This is a genomic window from Mycobacterium sp. E802 (assembly GCF_001666875.1).
In the GTDB taxonomy this organism is placed as follows: Bacteria; Actinomycetota; Actinomycetes; order Mycobacteriales; family Mycobacteriaceae; genus Mycobacterium.
In genome coordinates, this window is record NZ_LZJD01000093.1 from 78,962 (window position 1) to 95,445 (window position 16,484).

General features: G+C 64.7%; 14 protein-coding genes and 2 pseudogenes. 10 read left to right on the forward strand and 6 right to left on the reverse strand.

The features are described from left to right. Positions 1 to 2: 2 nt before the first annotated feature. Positions 3 to 1,151, reverse strand: a complete 1,149-nt coding sequence (locus A5699_RS14280) for a hypothetical protein (RefSeq protein WP_157561249.1) — start codon at positions 1,149 to 1,151, stop codon at positions 3 to 5. 390 nt (positions 1,152 to 1,541) lie between these two features. Continuing rightward, positions 1,542 to 2,486, reverse strand: coding sequence for a 2,3,4,5-tetrahydropyridine-2,6-dicarboxylate N-succinyltransferase (gene dapD / locus A5699_RS14285; RefSeq protein ID WP_067770296.1), 945 nt, complete (start codon positions 2,484 to 2,486; stop codon positions 1,542 to 1,544). 33 nt (positions 2,487 to 2,519) lie between these two features. Between dapD and dapE the strand changes: the two genes are divergently transcribed. The 3 genes from dapE (at position 2,520) to A5699_RS14300 (ending at position 5,736) form a co-directional block, all read left to right on the forward strand. Further along, positions 2,520 to 3,584, forward strand: a complete 1,065-nt coding sequence (gene dapE, locus A5699_RS14290) for a succinyl-diaminopimelate desuccinylase (RefSeq protein WP_067770298.1) — start codon at positions 2,520 to 2,522, stop codon at positions 3,582 to 3,584. After that, positions 3,581 to 3,946, forward strand: a complete 366-nt coding sequence (locus A5699_RS14295; protein WP_067770301.1) for an RNA-binding S4 domain-containing protein — start codon at positions 3,581 to 3,583, stop codon at positions 3,944 to 3,946. The genes dapE and A5699_RS14295 overlap by 4 nt, the downstream gene beginning before the upstream one ends. A gap of 170 nt (positions 3,947 to 4,116) precedes the next feature. Next, positions 4,117 to 5,736, forward strand: coding sequence for an ABC-F family ATP-binding cassette domain-containing protein (locus tag A5699_RS14300; RefSeq protein ID WP_067770303.1), 1,620 nt, complete (start codon positions 4,117 to 4,119; stop codon positions 5,734 to 5,736). Here the strand turns inward: A5699_RS14300 and A5699_RS14305 are convergent. Beyond that, positions 5,720 to 6,580, reverse strand: a complete 861-nt coding sequence (locus tag A5699_RS14305; RefSeq protein WP_067770305.1) for a type VII secretion target — start codon at positions 6,578 to 6,580, stop codon at positions 5,720 to 5,722. The two genes, A5699_RS14300 and A5699_RS14305, sit on opposite strands and share 17 nt — an antisense overlap. A gap of 154 nt (positions 6,581 to 6,734) precedes the next feature. On the opposite strand from A5699_RS14305, the gene istA (A5699_RS14310) reads away from it, so the two are divergent. Both istA (A5699_RS14310) and A5699_RS14315 read left to right on the forward strand, forming a co-directional pair. Next, positions 6,735 to 8,384, forward strand: coding sequence for an IS21 family transposase (gene istA / locus A5699_RS14310; protein WP_067770307.1), 1,650 nt, complete (start codon positions 6,735 to 6,737; stop codon positions 8,382 to 8,384). Then, positions 8,384 to 9,145, forward strand: coding sequence for an ATP-binding protein (locus A5699_RS14315; protein ID WP_065069457.1), 762 nt, complete (start codon positions 8,384 to 8,386; stop codon positions 9,143 to 9,145). Before istA (A5699_RS14310) ends, A5699_RS14315 begins: the two co-directional genes overlap by 1 nt. Positions 9,146 to 9,244: 99 nt before the next feature. Here A5699_RS14315 and A5699_RS14320 read toward each other — a convergent pair. Both A5699_RS14320 and intI1 read right to left on the reverse strand, forming a co-directional pair. Then, positions 9,245 to 9,733, reverse strand: a pseudogene (locus tag A5699_RS14320) (recombinase family protein); the annotation flags it as partial. A 284-nt stretch (positions 9,734 to 10,017) separates the two neighbouring features. Then, complete coding sequence (intI1, locus tag A5699_RS14325) at positions 10,018 to 11,031, reverse strand: class 1 integron integrase IntI1 (protein WP_000845048.1); 1,014 nt, start codon at positions 11,029 to 11,031, stop codon at positions 10,018 to 10,020. Positions 11,032 to 11,275: 244 nt separating this feature from the next. Between intI1 and A5699_RS14330 the strand changes: the two genes are divergently transcribed. The 3 genes from A5699_RS14330 (at position 11,276) to A5699_RS14340 (ending at position 13,084) form a co-directional block, all read left to right on the forward strand. Continuing rightward, on the forward strand, positions 11,276 to 11,623 hold the full coding sequence (locus A5699_RS14330) for a quaternary ammonium compound efflux SMR transporter QacE delta 1 (protein WP_000679427.1): 348 nt from the start codon (positions 11,276 to 11,278) through the stop codon (positions 11,621 to 11,623). After that, on the forward strand, positions 11,617 to 12,456 hold the full coding sequence (gene sul1, locus A5699_RS14335) for a sulfonamide-resistant dihydropteroate synthase Sul1 (protein ID WP_000259031.1): 840 nt from the start codon (positions 11,617 to 11,619) through the stop codon (positions 12,454 to 12,456). The genes A5699_RS14330 and sul1 overlap by 7 nt, the downstream gene beginning before the upstream one ends. Positions 12,457 to 12,583: 127 nt before the next feature. Next, positions 12,584 to 13,084, forward strand: a complete 501-nt coding sequence (locus A5699_RS14340) for a GNAT family N-acetyltransferase (RefSeq protein WP_000376623.1) — start codon at positions 12,584 to 12,586, stop codon at positions 13,082 to 13,084. 175 nt (positions 13,085 to 13,259) lie between these two features. Here A5699_RS14340 and A5699_RS28560 read toward each other — a convergent pair. Then, positions 13,260 to 13,394, reverse strand: a pseudogene (locus A5699_RS28560) (ATP-binding protein); the annotation flags it as partial. 142 nt (positions 13,395 to 13,536) lie between these two features. Between A5699_RS28560 and istA (A5699_RS14345) the strand changes: the two are divergent. Together istA (A5699_RS14345) and A5699_RS14350 are read left to right on the forward strand one after the other, a co-directional pair. Next, a complete protein-coding gene (istA, locus tag A5699_RS14345; protein ID WP_067770307.1) occupies positions 13,537 to 15,186 on the forward strand; it encodes an IS21 family transposase in 1,650 nt (549 codons plus the stop codon). Beyond that, positions 15,186 to 15,947 (forward strand): ATP-binding protein, encoded by a 762-nt coding sequence (locus A5699_RS14350; RefSeq protein WP_065069457.1) that lies wholly within the window; start codon positions 15,186 to 15,188, stop codon positions 15,945 to 15,947. The genes istA (A5699_RS14345) and A5699_RS14350 overlap by 1 nt, the downstream gene beginning before the upstream one ends. The last annotated feature ends 537 nt before the right edge of the window (positions 15,948 to 16,484 follow it).

Below are 16,484 nucleotides of genomic sequence, written 5' to 3' on the forward strand. Positions count from 1 at the left end.
GATTATTGCGGCGCGACCAATGAGTGGAGTTCCTTGCCGTCGTCCGATAGCTCCACGAGCGTGTCGCCGATTCGCCACAATCGGTGATATGAGTCAGGATTGGCAGGCATCGTCCACAGTTTTTCGCAGGTAGAGAGGTCTATCGCGAAGGTCGTCGCGCCAGTGACTTCACTGCGATCCGTTTCGAATACCCCGACCCTGCCATCGTTGGCAACGTAATGGCTCAGGTTGGAGCGGCATGCGGTTGCTTCTCTGCCTGTCGCCAAGTCGAATTGCCGCCACTGCCTTACCTTGACCGGTCCTTCCCAAGTTGACTCGGGAACGTAGACACGGTGGCCGATCAAGACGGAACCGGGCCCGAGCCCGTCGCCGGGAAGCTGGATGAGACCGGCTCCGTTGCTCCCGAAGACGGTGTAGCTCGGCGAGGACTGCACCATGGGAAGTGTCATCGACAGTAGGCCCAGGAATCCCGACGCCTTGGTCTCACCAACGCGATTGCCCATACGGTCGAAGAACACCACGACATCGGGGGTTGACGTGGTTTCGGTGGTCGTGGCCTCGACTGCGAAGCCGCCCGGGTATACGACGGCGGTTTGGGGAACTCGCTCCCCACCAAGATCGGGAGTCATCACCTTGCCGTCGATCAGGGAGAACACAACCATACGATCCGGCCCAGAAACGGGATCCTTTGCTACAGCTAGCGTGGATGGAGTGCCGTCTGCGGTCCATTGGGTCGGCGAGACCTTGGTGGCTCCGGGGATAGACCATGTGGTCTCCGCGTGGGGGCCAATGCCATAGATACCTCGTCCGGGCACCTCTGCTACGGCGTAGAGGCCGACCTGGTCGATACGAACACCGGTCCCGGGCGTGGTGTGTAGATCAGTGTCACCAGCGAACAAAACACCGCCAGTGCGGGCGTCGATTACCCAGGCTGTGCTCTCCGCCTTCCCTTCGCGCATTTCGTCGGCGAGGCACAGCACAGTTTCGGGTCCGTTCAGGAAGCACTTGGGAGATCGCGGTGCAACGTCGAGCTTCACCGGCGCGAACAAGGGCTTACCAGTGTGTGTGTCTAATCCGACGAGCCAATGTTGTCGTTCCGGCAATTCTGGATTGCTCGCAAGGAAGTAACCGTTTTTGTCCACGAATCCCACTAGTGGCATCGACCAAGCGGCGTCATCCGTCGTCCCGATAATGCTCGATCCGGGTAGACCCAGACTCGAAGCGTCTGCGCGCCATCCCGGTACTGGACGCATTCCCATCGGCGAGGTGAGAACGGTCTCCGGCTGCGGCTCCCAGTTCCCTCGAATAAATGTCGGGTCACTACTGCTTGTGAAGCGGCCGACGGCCCAAGTAATGACTGTGGCGATGATTACGCAACCGGCTACTGCGACGACTGTGCCTGTGATCCACCATCGGAGGTGTCTCGAGTTAGTCGACGTGGCACTAGTGTTTTTGATCATGTGGATGGGTCGCCAAATGTTGGCTTGTGTGTCATGTTTTCGCGAATGGGACACACAAGCAAAAACGTTCGGCCCCAACAGCTAGTTCGCGTGCAGTGCCTCGTTGAGCGTGATGCCGGTGCCGTCGCGTTTGACGACCTCGACCGCGCCTGACAGCGAGTTGCGGCGGAACAGCAGGTTGCTGGCCCCGGACAGTTCGATGGCCTTGGTGGTCTGCCCGTCGGCCGTGGTGACCTTGGTGCCGCCGGTGACATACAGCCCTGCCTCGATCACGCAGTCATCACCGAGCGAGATGCCCAGGCCGGCGTTGGCACCCAGCAAGCAGCGCTTGCCCACCTTGATCACCTCTTTGCCGCCGCCGGACAGGGTGCCCATGATCGAGGCCCCGCCACCGATGTCGGAGCCGTCGTCGACCACGACACCGGCGGAGATCCGGCCCTCGACCATCGACGTGCCCAGGGTGCCGGCGTTGAAGTTCACGAAGCCCTCGTGCATGACCGTCGTGCCGGAGGCCAGGTGCGCACCCAGCCGCACCCGGTCGGCGTCGGCGATCCGCACGCCCGACGGCAACACGTAGTCGACCATCCGGGGGAACTTGTCCACGCCGTAGACCGCGACCGCGCCACGGCGGCGCAGCTTCGCGCGCACGGCCTCGAAACCCTCGACTGCGCACGGGCCGAAGTTGGTCCAGACCACGTTGGTCAGCAGGCCGAAGATGCCGTCCATGTTGGCACCATGGGGTGCGACGAGCCGGTGGGAGAGCAGGTGCAGCCGCAGGTAGGCGTCGTGTGCGTCGGCCGGCTTGTCATTCAGCGAGGCGATCGTGGTGCGCACGGCGACGACCTCGACGTCGCGGTCGGCGTCGGGGCCGGTCAGGACGGCCAGCGCCTCGGGCACCTCGGCCACCGACAACCGCACAGTGCCGGCATCGCCGGAACCGGAGAGTTCAGGGGCGGGAAACCAGGTGTCCAGGACGGTCCCGTCGGCGGTGATGGTGGCCAGGCCGACGCCAGATGCTGCAGTCACGTTGGCCTAGGTTACTGGGTACCGTTGATGTCCATGGGGCTAGACCTGCGAGCCGATCCGATCGCGCTGACCGCCGCGCTGGTGGACATCCCCAGCGAATCCCGCCACGAGCAGCACATCGCCGACGAGATCGAGGCCGCGCTGCGGGCCCAGGCGCCGCACTTCGAGGTGATCCGCAACGGTGACGCCGTCCTGGCCCGCACCCATCTCGGCCGGTCCTCGCGGGTGATGCTGGCCGGCCACATCGACACCGTGCCCGTCGCGGAGAACCTGCCCAGCCGCATCGAGGGCGGTGAGCTCTGGGGTTGCGGCACCTCGGACATGAAGTCCGGTGACGCGGTATTCCTGCACGTGGCCGCTACCATCGCCGAACCCAGCCACGACATCACCCTGGTGATGTACGACTGCGAGGAGATCGAGTCCAGCGCAAACGGCCTCGGTCGCATCGAACGCGAACTTCCGGATTGGCTGCACGCCGACGTCGCGATCCTCGGCGAACCCTCCGGCGGCTTCATCGAGGCCGGCTGCCAAGGCACCATCCGCGTCGTCGTCAGCGCCGCGGGCACCCGCGCGCACTCTGCGCGATCATGGCTGGGCGACAACGCCATTCACAAACTCGGCGCCGTGTTGGACCGGCTCACCACGTACCAGCCTCGCAGCGTCGACATCGACGGCTGCGTCTACCGGGAGGGGTTGTCGGCGGTGCGGGTCGACGGCGGCATCGCCGGCAACGTCATCCCCGACGCCGCATCGGTGACCGTCAACTTCCGGTTCGCCCCGGACCGCAGCGTCGAGCAGGCCGTCGCCCATGTGCACGAGGTGTTCGACGGGCTCGACGTCACGATCGTGCTGACCGACGCCGCCGCAGGCGCCTTGCCGGGCCTGGCCAAACCCGCCGCGGCCGCGCTGGTGGCCGCCGCCGGGGGACAGGTGCGCGCCAAATACGGCTGGACCGATGTGTCCCGGTTCGCGGCCCTGGGGATTCCGGCGGTGAACTACGGACCGGGTGATCCGAACCTCGCGCACAAGGTCGACGAGCGGGTCGAGACTGCCCAGATCACTGCGGTCGCCGAGATGTTGCGGCGCTATCTGACATGAGCAGTGTCCGCGTCGACAGCTGGATCTGGGCCGTGCGTATCACCAAGACCCGGTCTGCGGCGGCTGCCGCCTGCCGAGGCGGACATGTCCGGGTCAACAACGTGCCCGCCAAACCGGCACAACACGTGAGCCCCGGTGACGAGGTTCGGGTCCGGCTGGACGGACGGGAACGCATCGTCGAGGTCATCCGCCCGATCGCCAAGAGAGTCGGGGCTGCTATCGCGTCGGAGTGCATGATCGACCGCAGCCCGCCACCGCCGCCCAAGGAGATCCTGGCGTCAGTGCCGGTCCGTGATCGAGGGGCCGGCCGGCCCACGAAACGTGAACGGCGACAACTGGATCGGTTGCGCGGAACATTCTGAACCTTAAATCGGTTGCATCGCTGCGTACTATGGGTACTGCATCTGCTGTCGAGTCGAGGTGGGCCGAAAACATGCTGGGAGACGACGACATCTCCGGGTGATCCCGCGAGTTGATTCGTTTCTGTCCCTCAATGCGGGGTCTGCTGCCCGCATCACCTTGGAGTACCAGCATGTCTATTGTCTGTTCGCACTTGTCCTTCGCCTGGCCTGACGACACTGAAGTGTTCTCGGACCTGTCGTTCACCGTTGGGCCCGGCCGAACCGGTCTGGTCGCCCCCAACGGCGCCGGAAAGAGCACGCTGCTCAAGCTGATCGCCGGTGAGTACGAACCCTCGTCAGGTTCGGTTCACGTCGACGGCCCCATCGGTTATCTACCCCAAACACTGCCTCTCACTGCGGAACTCACCGTGGCCGCCGTGCTGGGAGTCGCCCCGGTGCTCGACGCATTGGCGGCGTTGGCTGACGGCGACGCCGGCGACGCAGTGTTCACGGCGATCGGTGACGACTGGGATATCGAGGAGCGCTCCCGTGCCCAGTTGGACCGGCTCGGCCTCGACGGATTGGCGCTGGACCGGCGGTTGGGGACGTTGTCCGGTGGGGAGGTGGTGTCGCTGGGTCTGGCGGCTCAACTGCTCAAGCGGCCCAGTGTTCTGCTGCTCGACGAACCCACCAACAACCTGGACCGCGACGCCCGTCACCGCCTGTACGACGCCCTCGACAGCTACACCGGCTGCCTGCTTGTGGTCAGCCACGACCGGATGCTGCTGGACCGCATGGATCAGATCGCCGAGTTGTACCGGGGCGAAATCGCTTTCTTCGGAGGGAATTTCGCTGCCTACCGGGCTGCGGTGGAGGCCGCGCAGACGGTGGCGGAAGGCAACATCCGCAACGCAGAGCAGCAGCTCAAGCGCGAGAAGCGTCAGATGCAGGAAGCCCGCGAACGGGCTGCCCGGCGCTCCTCGAATGCCGCACGCAACCTCAAGGATGCCGGGCTGCCGAAGATCGTGGCAGGCCAGCTCAAACGCGATGCGCAGGAATCGGCGGCCCGCGCCGACGATGTGCATGCTCGTCGGGTCGACGACGCCCGATCACGTCTCGACGAAGCCGAGCGGGCGCTTCGCGACGACAAAGTGATCGCGCTGGACCTGCCCGATACCGTGGTTCCGGCCGGGCGCACGGTGTTCTCCGGCGAGGGGCTTCAGATCAGCCGTGGCGGCCGGAAGTTGTTTTGCAGCAACGGCATCAACCTATCGATCCGCGGTCCGGAACGAATCGCGTTGACCGGAGCCAACGGTACGGGGAAGTCCACGCTGCTGCGGATCATCGACGGGGCGGTCGAACCGGACGCCGGGACCGTGCAACGGGCCGAGGGACGCGTGGCGACGCTGTCGCAGCGGCTGGATCTGTTGGATGAGGGCCGCACGGTGGCCGAGAGTCTGGCCGCGGCAGCGCCCGGCCTGTCGCACACCCGGCGCATGCATCTGTTGGCGCAATTCCTGTTTCGCGGTGACCGGATCAACCTACCGATCGCTGCGCTGTCGGGTGGTGAGCGGCTACGGGCAACCCTGGCCTGTGTGCTCTTTGCCGAGCCCGCACCGCAACTGCTGCTGCTCGACGAGCCGACCAACAATCTCGACCTGGAGAGCGTGGGGCAACTGGAGTCGGCGCTGAACGCCTACCGGGGCGCGTTCGTGGTGGTCAGCCACGACGAGCGGTTTCTGGAGGCCATCGGCATCGAGAGATGGTTGCGGCTGGACCGGGGCGAGCTGACCGCTATCGCCGACCGGTGACGTTGTGGGCCTGAGCCGGCACCGGGCCGACGCCGAAGCGGTCCTCCGGCGTCACCCCGGTGGAGGCGCGATTACCGAGTAGTTCGGTGGCCGACCCACCGCCGGCGCCGGCTTCCACCTCGGTCGGACGCTCCCGTTCGTCGCCGTGCTTCGCATCCTTGTCGTCGGTCTTGCCGTCCGGATCTGCCGGGCCACCGTCGTCCGGGCCGTGTGTGTCGGACGCCTTGACCGCCTGTTCGGCCCCGGCTCCGGCGGCGTCGGCTCCGGCATCTGCCGCCAGACCGGCGGCCTCGCCGCTGCTACCGGCCGCTTGAGTGGCGGATTCGACGATGCTCTGCACGCCCTGCATGACCTGCTGGGGCATCTGTGTCATGGCCTGCGTGAGGCCCTGCAGGGGCTGGGTGATCGACTGCGCCATCTGTCCGGCCATCTGGCTGAACTGACCCATCATCTGCCCGGCACCGCCAGCACCTCCGGCACCTCCGGCTGCCCCGCCCCCGCCGCCACCGGCCGCCGCCGGGGAAGCCGCGCCCTCGATCTGATCGGCGTGCGCCTTGAGCCGGCCGGCGGCGGCCAGGTCACCACGCTCGTAGGCCTTGGAGGCCTGACCGAGCAGTTCGGCCATGCGCGACGCGGCGACCTGGGTGGCGCCGAGGGCACCGTCACGCGACGACTGTGCGCCGTTGAACGCGTTCTGCATGGGAAAGCCGATGGCGCCGTGGCTGGACGCCAGATCGGACGGGCCGGCGAAAGCGTTCTTGAAGCTGCTGACGTCTCCACTGACCCCGTCGACGATCCCTTGCCAGTTGCCCATCGCGGCGGTATCGGCGATGAACTGGTTCATCGAGCCCCCAATGTGTTAAGACGGGGCTTCGGGTAGCGGGCGTGTAACGATCCGGTAGCACGTGCGCGGGGAGGCGGTAGCGCTCCGGCGTCGGGTTCGAGGATGTCTCCCGCCGCGGCCAAGGGCTGGTCGCTGGTGGAGAGGAACGTCGGCGATGACGGATTACCGGTTTGTGATGAGCCTGCTGGTGCAGGGGTATGCGTATAGGCAGATCGAGGCGATGCTGGGGTGCTCGCATCGCGCGATCGCGCGCGCCAGGCGGGTCCTCGACGAGGAGGGCTTCACGACGCGGGAGCAGGTCGACGGGCTGTCGCTGGAGAACATAGACCGGCTGTTCACCGATGGCCGCAAGAGCGTGGTCTGCGAGTTCGTCCCCGTCGACATCGAGCGGGTCGTCGCAGCCAGGCTGGGCCGGAACAAGCCGCCGTTGAAGGTGTTGTGGGCCCGCTATCTGGAGACTGATGCGGCGGCGGGCGCCCGGTTCTACGGGTATGAGCGGTTCTGCCAGATCGTCGCGGAGCATGTCCGGGTGAACGATCTGACCCTCCCAATCGCGCACGTTCCCGCGCATACGATGCAGGTCGACTGGGCGGGCACGCAGATGCGGCTTACCGACCCGGTCACGAGGGAGACGACGCGGGTGTCGGTGTTCGTCGCGTCGTTGCCGTTCTCGGGGATGGTGTTCGCTTACGGGTGTCTGGACGAGAAGCAGCCGGCCTGGTTGGACGCGCACCGCCGCGCGTTCGAGTACTTCGGCGGCGTCACCCAGGTCGTGATCCCGGACAATGCGTCGACCGCGTCGAACCAGATCTCCCGGACCGAGAAGGCCCGGGACGTGAACGCCTCCTATGCGGAGTTCCTGGAGTACTACGCCACCGCCGCCGTCCCGACCCGCTCGTATCGTCCCCGCGACAAGGGGCATGTCGAAGCCGGGGTGAAGGTCGTCACGAACTGGGTGATCCACTACCTCGAAGGCCGAGTGTTCGCGTCGCTGGACGAGCTGAACACCGCCGTCGCCGCCCAAGTCGAGGCGATCAACGACCGGACCCCGTTCCGGGGTGAGCAGCGGTCGCGCCGCGACTGGTTCACCGAGTCCGAGCGGGATGAGCTGATCTCGCTGCCGGCTCAGCGTTGGGAGCCGGTGATCTGGCGGAAGGCGAAGGTCCACCGGGATTGGCATATCCAGCTCGACACGATCAAGTACTCCGTCCCGTCCCGGTTCGCCGGTCTCAGCGTCGACGTCCGGGTCATCGGGGAGCAGATCGACGTGCTCTCCGGCGGGGAGATCATCGCGACCCACGTCCTGGGGTCGCGACGCAACGGGTATGTCACCGACCCCGAGCACGCGCCCGCACATGCCGACGCGGTGTCGGGGCTCTGGACGCGCGGGTACTTCCTCCGGCAGGCGTCGAAGGTCGGCCCCGGCACCGTGACCGTGCTGACCCGGCTGCTGGACGGGAGGGTGATCGAAGCGCAGGGCTACCGGTCCTGCATGAACATCCTCGACCTCGGCAGACGCGGCAGCCGGGTCCTGCTCGAGCAAGCCTGCCAGGGCTTGGTCGACGAGGACCCACACCGGCAGATCACCTACACCGCCGTCAAGAACCGCATCACCGCCCTCCGAGCCAGCGCCGACGCCCGTCCCTCCACCACCGACGGCGACATCCTCGGCGGCATCGTCGCATCGCCGACGGTCGGGGCGTCGGGTCGTCGGGACACCAGTCGGGCGCATCTGGCCGGCGCGGGAGCGTTCAGCCTCGACGCTCTGCGATCAGGCGGCGACCGGGCGGGAGGCGGTAAGTGATGTTGGATCAGCACCTCACCACCGATGACATGCCCCTGTTCACGAGGCTGCGGATGACCGCGTTCGGGGAAGCGGTGATCGACATCGCGAACGACCCGACCTACGACCAGTGGACGTTCTCACAGAAGATCCGCCACGCCCTCGAACAAGAGACCGCCGCCCGCACCGAACGCCGCGTCCTCAAGCTGCTCAAAGCATCCCGGACCCCGAACCCGGCAGCCTGCGTCGAAGACATCCACTACCTCGACGGGCGGAACCTGAACCGGGAACTCGTCGCCCGACTCGCGGCCTGCCGCTGGATCGACCAGACCCACAACCTCGTCATCCTCGGCAAATCCAGCGTCGGGAAGTCCTACCTCGCCCAAGCGCTCGTGAACGCCGCCTGCCGACGCGACTACACCGCACGCTACTACCGGCTCGACGACCTCGCGAACCAGCTCGCCGTCTACCACCGGCAAGACGCGCAACGCCTCGCGTTCCTCACCGGGCTGCATACCTGCGACCTGCTCGTGCTCGACGACTTCCTCACCACCCCGATCACCGGGGAAACCGCCGCGGAGCTACTGAACATCCTCGCCGCCCGCGAAGGACGCGGGTCGACGGTCGTGACCAGCCAATTCGACCCCGAGGACTGGTATCGATCACTACACGACGCGGTCATCGCGGAATCCATCCTGAACCGCATCGTCAGCAACGCCGAACTCGTCCAACTCGACGGCCCCAACATGCGCCGCCACGCCCACAGCGAAGCCACTGCCTGACCCCGGAAGCACGGGCGCGGACCGCTACCCCGTCGCCGCGCCCGCGCTACCGGATCACTACATCCGCGCTACCCAAAACTCCGGCTAAACAGCCAGTGTGTCGGCCTTACGGCCGGTGTAGCGGCCGGCCTGCTTGGCCAGCTCCACGCCTTGCCGCTGACGCTCGCGCCGATCCTCGTAGTCATCGCGTGCGATCTGCAACGCCAGCTTCAAAAGCATGTCCTGGACGGATTCCAGAACAACCTTGGCCACGCCCTTCGCCTCGGCGGCCAGCTCCGTCAAATCCACCACACCAGGCACGGCTAGCCTGGCGCCCTTGGCCCGGATCGAGGCCACCAGGCGTTCGGCCTCGGCCAGCGGCAAGCGGCTGATTCGGTCGATCTTCTCCGCAACCACGACTTCACCAGGTTGCAGGTCGGCAATCAGGCGCAGCAGCTCGGCGCGATCGGCGCGTGCGCCGCTGGCTTTCTCGCGGTAGATGCCGGCGACGTAAAAGCCGGCCGCCTTCGTGCTCTCCACGATGGCATCCTGCCGGCTTAGGTCTTGTTCCTCCGTGCTCACGCGCAGGTAGATGCGTGCGACTTTCATGCGGGCCTCCTGGTCATTTTGGGTATAGGGAAAATGACCATTGTTTCACGCCTAGCCAAAAAGGGAAGGTTCCCGGTTCAAATGTCGTTTTCAGAAGACGGCTGCACTGAACGTCAGAAGCCGACTGCACTATAGCAGCGGAGGGGTTGGATCCATCAGGCAACGACGGGCTGCTGCCGGCCATCAGCGGACGCAGGGAGGACTTTCCGCAACCGGCCGTTCGATGCGGCACCGATGGCCTTCGCGCAGGGGTAGTGAATCCGCCAGGATTGACTTGCGCTGCCCTACCTCTCACTAGTGAGGGGCGGCAGCGCATCAAGCGGTGAGCGCACTCCGGCACCGCCAACTTTCAGCACATGCGTGTAAATCATCGTCGTAGAGACGTCGGAATGGCCGAGCAGATCCTGCACGGTTCGAATGTCGTAACCGCTGCGGAGCAAGGCCGTCGCGAACGAGTGGCGGAGGGTGTGCGGTGTGGCGGGCTTCGTGATGCCTGCTTGTTCTACGGCACGTTTGAAGGCGCGCTGAAAGGTCTGGTCATACATGTGATGGCGACGCACGACACCGCTCCGTGGATCGGTCGAATGCGTGTGCTGCGCAAAAACCCAGAACCACGGCCAGGAATGCCCGGCGCGCGGATACTTCCGCTCAAGGGCGTCGGGAAGCGCAACGCCGCTGCGGCCCTCGGCCTGGTCCTTCAGCCACCATGCCCGTGCACGCGACAGCTGCTCGCGCAGGCTGGGTGCCAAGCTCTCGGGTAACATCAAGGCCCGATCCTTGGAGCCCTTGCCCTCCCGCACGATGATCGTGCCGTGATCGAAATCCAGATCCTTGACCCGCAGTTGCAAACCCTCACTGATCCGCATGCCCGTTCCATACAGAAGCTGGGCGAACAAACGATGCTCGCCTTCCAGAAAACCGAGGATGCGAACCACTTCATCCGGGGTCAGCACCACCGGCAAGCGCCGCGACGGCCGAGGTCTTCCGATCTCCTGAAGCCAGGGCAGATCCGTGCACAGCACCTTGCCGTAGAAGAACAGCAAGGCCGCCAATGCCTGACGATGCGTGGAGACCGAAACCTTGCGCTCGTTCGCCAGCCAGGACAGAAATGCCTCGACTTCGCTGCTGCCCAAGGTTGCCGGGTGACGCACACCGTGGAAACGGATGAAGGCACGAACCCAGTGGACATAAGCCTGTTCGGTTCGTAAGCTGTAATGCAAGTAGCGTATGCGCTCACGCAACTGGTCCAGAACCTTGACCGAACGCAGCGGTGGTAACGGCGCAGTGGCGGTTTTCATGGCTTGTTATGACTGTTTTTTTGTACAGTCTATGCCTCGGGCATCCAAGCAGCAAGCGCGTTACGCCGTGGGTCGATGTTTGATGTTATGGAGCAGCAACGATGTTACGCAGCAGGGCAGTCGCCCTAAAACAAAGTTAGATGCACTAAGCACATAATTGCTCACAGCCAAACTATCAGGTCAAGTCTGCTTTTATTATTTTTAAGCGTGCATAATAAGCCCTACACAAATTGGGAGATATATCATGAAAGGCTGGCTTTTTCTTGTTATCGCAATAGTTGGCGAAGTAATCGCAACATCCGCATTAAAATCTAGCGAGGGCTTTACTAAGCTTGCCCCTTCCGCCGTTGTCATAATCGGTTATGGCATCGCATTTTATTTTCTTTCTCTGGTTCTGAAATCCATCCCTGTCGGTGTTGCTTATGCAGTCTGGTCGGGACTCGGCGTCGTCATAATTACAGCCATTGCCTGGTTGCTTCATGGGCAAAAGCTTGATGCGTGGGGCTTTGTAGGTATGGGGCTCATAATTGCTGCCTTTTTGCTCGCCCGATCCCCATCGTGGAAGTCGCTGCGGAGGCCGACGCCATGGTGACGGTGTTCGGCATTCTGAATCTCACCGAGGACTCCTTCTTCGATGAGAGCCGGCGGCTAGACCCCGCCGGCGCTGTCACCGCGGCGATCGAAATGCTGCGAGTCGGATCAGACGTCGTGGATGTCGGACCGGCCGCCAGCCATCCGGACGCGAGGCCTGTATCGCCGGCCGATGAGATCAGACGTATTGCGCCGCTCTTAGACGCCCTGTCCGATCAGATGCACCGTGTTTCAATCGACAGCTTCCAACCGGAAACCCAGCGCTATGCGCTCAAGCGCGGCGTGGGCTACCTGAACGATATCCAAGGATTTCCTGACCCTGCGCTCTATCCCGATATTGCTGAGGCGGACTGCAGGCTGGTGGTTATGCACTCAGCGCAGCGGGATGGCATCGCCACCCGCACCGGTCACCTTCGACCCGAAGACGCGCTCGACGAGATTGTGCGGTTCTTCGAGGCGCGGGTTTCCGCCTTGCGACGGAGCGGGGTCGCTGCCGACCGGCTCATCCTCGATCCGGGGATGGGATTTTTCTTGAGCCCCGCACCGGAAACATCGCTGCACGTGCTGTCGAACCTTCAAAAGCTGAAGTCGGCGTTGGGGCTTCCGCTATTGGTCTCGGTGTCGCGGAAATCCTTCTTGGGCGCCACCGTTGGCCTTCCTGTAAAGGATCTGGGTCCAGCGAGCCTTGCGGCGGAACTTCACGCGATCGGCAATGGCGCTGACTACGTCCGCACCCACGCGCCTGGAGATCTGCGAAGCGCAATCACCTTCTCGGAAACCCTCGCGAAATTTCGCAGTCGCGACGCCAGAGACCGAGGGTTAGATCATGCCTAGCATTCACCTTCCGGCCGCCCGCTAGCGGACCCTGGTCAGGTTCCGCGAAGGTGGGCGCAGACATGCTGGGCTCGTCAGGATCAAACTGCACTATGAGGCGGCGGTTCATACCGCGCCAGGGGAGCGAATGGACAGCGAGGAGCCTCCGAACGTTCGGGTCGCCTGCTCGGGTGATATCGACGAGGTTGTGCGGCTGATGCACGACGCTGCGGCGTGGATGTCCGCCAAGGGAACGCCCGCCTGGGACGTCGCGCGGATCGACCGGACATTCGCGGAGACCTTCGTCCTGAGATCCGAGCTCCTAGTCGCGAGTTGCAGCGACGGCATCGTCGGCTGTTGCACCTTGTCGGCCGAGGATCCCGAGTTCTGGCCCGACGCCCTCAAGGGGGAGGCCGCATATCTGCACAAGCTCGCGGTGCGACGGACACATGCGGGCCGGGGTGTCAGCTCCGCGCTGATCGAGGCTTGCCGCCATGCCGCGCGAACGCAGGGGTGCGCCAAGCTGCGGCTCGACTGCCACCCGAACCTGCGTGGCCTATACGAGCGGCTCGGATTCACCCACGTCGACACTTTCAATCCCGGCTGGGATCCAACCTTCATCGCAGAACGCCTAGAACTCGAAATCTAACGTCCGTTCGGGCATCGAGGTCCATGTCGGGGTGGGACGGGCCCGTGGCTTCAAGATCACTTGCAGTCCGACCGCGATGTCTTGGTTGCGCGAGAGGTTGTCGATATCTGTTGATTTGCACCCAAATTTGACCCGGGATTTGCATTGAATTTTGACCCACCCCTTGTTGTCAGAATTATGTCTCGATTTTCAGTTTGCGGGTCTGTTTTTCCTCCTGCTTATTCTGAGTTGAACTGTGTTTGAAGCGGTAACTTTCATTGCCGGTTTCCAGGATGTGGCAGTGGTGGGTTAGTCGGTCCAACAACGCTGTTTGTTAAGACGGGGCTTCGGGTAGCGGGCGTGTAACGATCCGGTAGCACGTGCGCGGGGAGGCGGTAGCGCTCCGGCGTCGGGTTCGAGGATGTCTCCCGCCGCGGCCAAGGGCTGGTCGCTGGTGGAGAGGAACGTCGGCGATGACGGATTACCGGTTTGTGATGAGCCTGCTGGTGCAGGGGTATGCGTATAGGCAGATCGAGGCGATGCTGGGGTGCTCGCATCGCGCGATCGCGCGCGCCAGGCGGGTCCTCGACGAGGAGGGCTTCACGACGCGGGAGCAGGTCGACGGGCTGTCGCTGGAGAACATAGACCGGCTGTTCACCGATGGCCGCAAGAGCGTGGTCTGCGAGTTCGTCCCCGTCGACATCGAGCGGGTCGTCGCAGCCAGGCTGGGCCGGAACAAGCCGCCGTTGAAGGTGTTGTGGGCCCGCTATCTGGAGACTGATGCGGCGGCGGGCGCCCGGTTCTACGGGTATGAGCGGTTCTGCCAGATCGTCGCGGAGCATGTCCGGGTGAACGATCTGACCCTCCCAATCGCGCACGTTCCCGCGCATACGATGCAGGTCGACTGGGCGGGCACGCAGATGCGGCTTACCGACCCGGTCACGAGGGAGACGACGCGGGTGTCGGTGTTCGTCGCGTCGTTGCCGTTCTCGGGGATGGTGTTCGCTTACGGGTGTCTGGACGAGAAGCAGCCGGCCTGGTTGGACGCGCACCGCCGCGCGTTCGAGTACTTCGGCGGCGTCACCCAGGTCGTGATCCCGGACAATGCGTCGACCGCGTCGAACCAGATCTCCCGGACCGAGAAGGCCCGGGACGTGAACGCCTCCTATGCGGAGTTCCTGGAGTACTACGCCACCGCCGCCGTCCCGACCCGCTCGTATCGTCCCCGCGACAAGGGGCATGTCGAAGCCGGGGTGAAGGTCGTCACGAACTGGGTGATCCACTACCTCGAAGGCCGAGTGTTCGCGTCGCTGGACGAGCTGAACACCGCCGTCGCCGCCCAAGTCGAGGCGATCAACGACCGGACCCCGTTCCGGGGTGAGCAGCGGTCGCGCCGCGACTGGTTCACCGAGTCCGAGCGGGATGAGCTGATCTCGCTGCCGGCTCAGCGTTGGGAGCCGGTGATCTGGCGGAAGGCGAAGGTCCACCGGGATTGGCATATCCAGCTCGACACGATCAAGTACTCCGTCCCGTCCCGGTTCGCCGGTCTCAGCGTCGACGTCCGGGTCATCGGGGAGCAGATCGACGTGCTCTCCGGCGGGGAGATCATCGCGACCCACGTCCTGGGGTCGCGACGCAACGGGTATGTCACCGACCCCGAGCACGCGCCCGCACATGCCGACGCGGTGTCGGGGCTCTGGACGCGCGGGTACTTCCTCCGGCAGGCGTCGAAGGTCGGCCCCGGCACCGTGACCGTGCTGACCCGGCTGCTGGACGGGAGGGTGATCGAAGCGCAGGGCTACCGGTCCTGCATGAACATCCTCGACCTCGGCAGACGCGGCAGCCGGGTCCTGCTCGAGCAAGCCTGCCAGGGCTTGGTCGACGAGGACCCACACCGGCAGATCACCTACACCGCCGTCAAGAACCGCATCACCGCCCTCCGAGCCAGCGCCGACGCCCGTCCCTCCACCACCGACGGCGACATCCTCGGCGGCATCGTCGCATCGCCGACGGTCGGGGCGTCGGGTCGTCGGGACACCAGTCGGGCGCATCTGGCCGGCGCGGGAGCGTTCAGCCTCGACGCTCTGCGATCAGGCGGCGACCGGGCGGGAGGCGGTAAGTGATGTTGGATCAGCACCTCACCACCGATGACATGCCCCTGTTCACGAGGCTGCGGATGACCGCGTTCGGGGAAGCGGTGATCGACATCGCGAACGACCCGACCTACGACCAGTGGACGTTCTCACAGAAGATCCGCCACGCCCTCGAACAAGAGACCGCCGCCCGCACCGAACGCCGCGTCCTCAAGCTGCTCAAAGCATCCCGGACCCCGAACCCGGCAGCCTGCGTCGAAGACATCCACTACCTCGACGGGCGGAACCTGAACCGGGAACTCGTCGCCCGACTCGCGGCCTGCCGCTGGATCGACCAGACCCACAACCTCGTCATCCTCGGCAAATCCAGCGTCGGGAAGTCCTACCTCGCCCAAGCGCTCGTGAACGCCGCCTGCCGACGCGACTACACCGCACGCTACTACCGGCTCGACGACCTCGCGAACCAGCTCGCCGTCTACCACCGGCAAGACGCGCAACGCCTCGCGTTCCTCACCGGGCTGCATACCTGCGACCTGCTCGTGCTCGACGACTTCCTCACCACCCCGATCACCGGGGAAACCGCCGCGGAGCTACTGAACATCCTCGCCGCCCGCGAAGGACGCGGGTCGACGGTCGTGACCAGCCAATTCGACCCCGAGGACTGGTATCGATCACTACACGACGCGGTCATCGCGGAATCCATCCTGAACCGCATCGTCAGCAACGCCGAACTCGTCCAACTCGACGGCCCCAACATGCGCCGCCACGCCCACAGCGAAGCCACTGCCTGACCCCGGAAGCACGGGCGCGGACCGCTACCCCGTCGCCGCGCCCGCGCTACCGGATCACTACATCCGCGCTACCCAAAACTCCGGCTAAACACCCAATGATCGTGCGGTCTATCTGCGCATTCTACGGTCGGCGCGGTTGGGCACCGAGCGGCAAGTTCCACTCGAGAGTTCGGCGTGACGGGCCGGGCAAGTAGGTGACGATCTGCCCGCCTAGCAGCGACTTCTCAGCGACAATCGCCGCATCAGCACCAGCGGCACCATTTGTCGCAGGACGACTGACTACTTGCGTCACTTCAGGGCCCTAGCGCCTCAATTGTCACGAAATTCGCGTTGTCCAGCTATCAGCGACGGAGTCGCTCGCATGCGGGCACTGGACAGGTGATGCTCGGGGGGCCAGTGGTGCATGAGTGTCAAAATCGGCCAGCGACAATGGGGCTGCCGATACCTGCGTTGCCCATGTGGCGATTGTCGCTGAGAAGTCGCTAGTAGGCGGGCAGATCGTCACCTACTTGCCCGGCCCGTCACGCCGAACTCTGG

Bases quoted from the DNA above. Each gene is read 5' to 3' on its own strand.
- A5699_RS14330 (WP_000679427.1), top strand. From the start codon at position 11,276: ATGAAAGGCTGGCTTTTTCTTGTTATCGCAATAGTTGGCGAAGTAATC.
- intI1 (WP_000845048.1), bottom strand. From the start codon at position 11,031: ATGAAAACCGCCACTGCGCCGTTACCACCGCTGCGTTCGGTCAAGGTT.
- A5699_RS14340 (WP_000376623.1), top strand. From the start codon at position 12,584: ATGGACAGCGAGGAGCCTCCGAACGTTCGGGTCGCCTGCTCGGGTGAT.
- A5699_RS14350 (WP_065069457.1), top strand. From the start codon at position 15,186: ATGTTGGATCAGCACCTCACCACCGATGACATGCCCCTGTTCACGAGG.
- A5699_RS14300 (WP_067770303.1), top strand. From the start codon at position 4,117: ATGTCTATTGTCTGTTCGCACTTGTCCTTCGCCTGGCCTGACGACACT.
- A5699_RS14315 (WP_065069457.1), top strand. From the start codon at position 8,384: ATGTTGGATCAGCACCTCACCACCGATGACATGCCCCTGTTCACGAGG.
- A5699_RS14305 (WP_067770305.1), bottom strand. From the start codon at position 6,580: ATGAACCAGTTCATCGCCGATACCGCCGCGATGGGCAACTGGCAAGGG.
- istA (WP_067770307.1), top strand. From the start codon at position 13,537: ATGACGGATTACCGGTTTGTGATGAGCCTGCTGGTGCAGGGGTATGCG.
- istA (WP_067770307.1), top strand. From the start codon at position 6,735: ATGACGGATTACCGGTTTGTGATGAGCCTGCTGGTGCAGGGGTATGCG.
- dapE (WP_067770298.1), top strand. From the start codon at position 2,520: ATGGGGCTAGACCTGCGAGCCGATCCGATCGCGCTGACCGCCGCGCTG.
- A5699_RS14295 (WP_067770301.1), top strand. From the start codon at position 3,581: ATGAGCAGTGTCCGCGTCGACAGCTGGATCTGGGCCGTGCGTATCACC.
- sul1 (WP_000259031.1), top strand. From the start codon at position 11,617: ATGGTGACGGTGTTCGGCATTCTGAATCTCACCGAGGACTCCTTCTTC.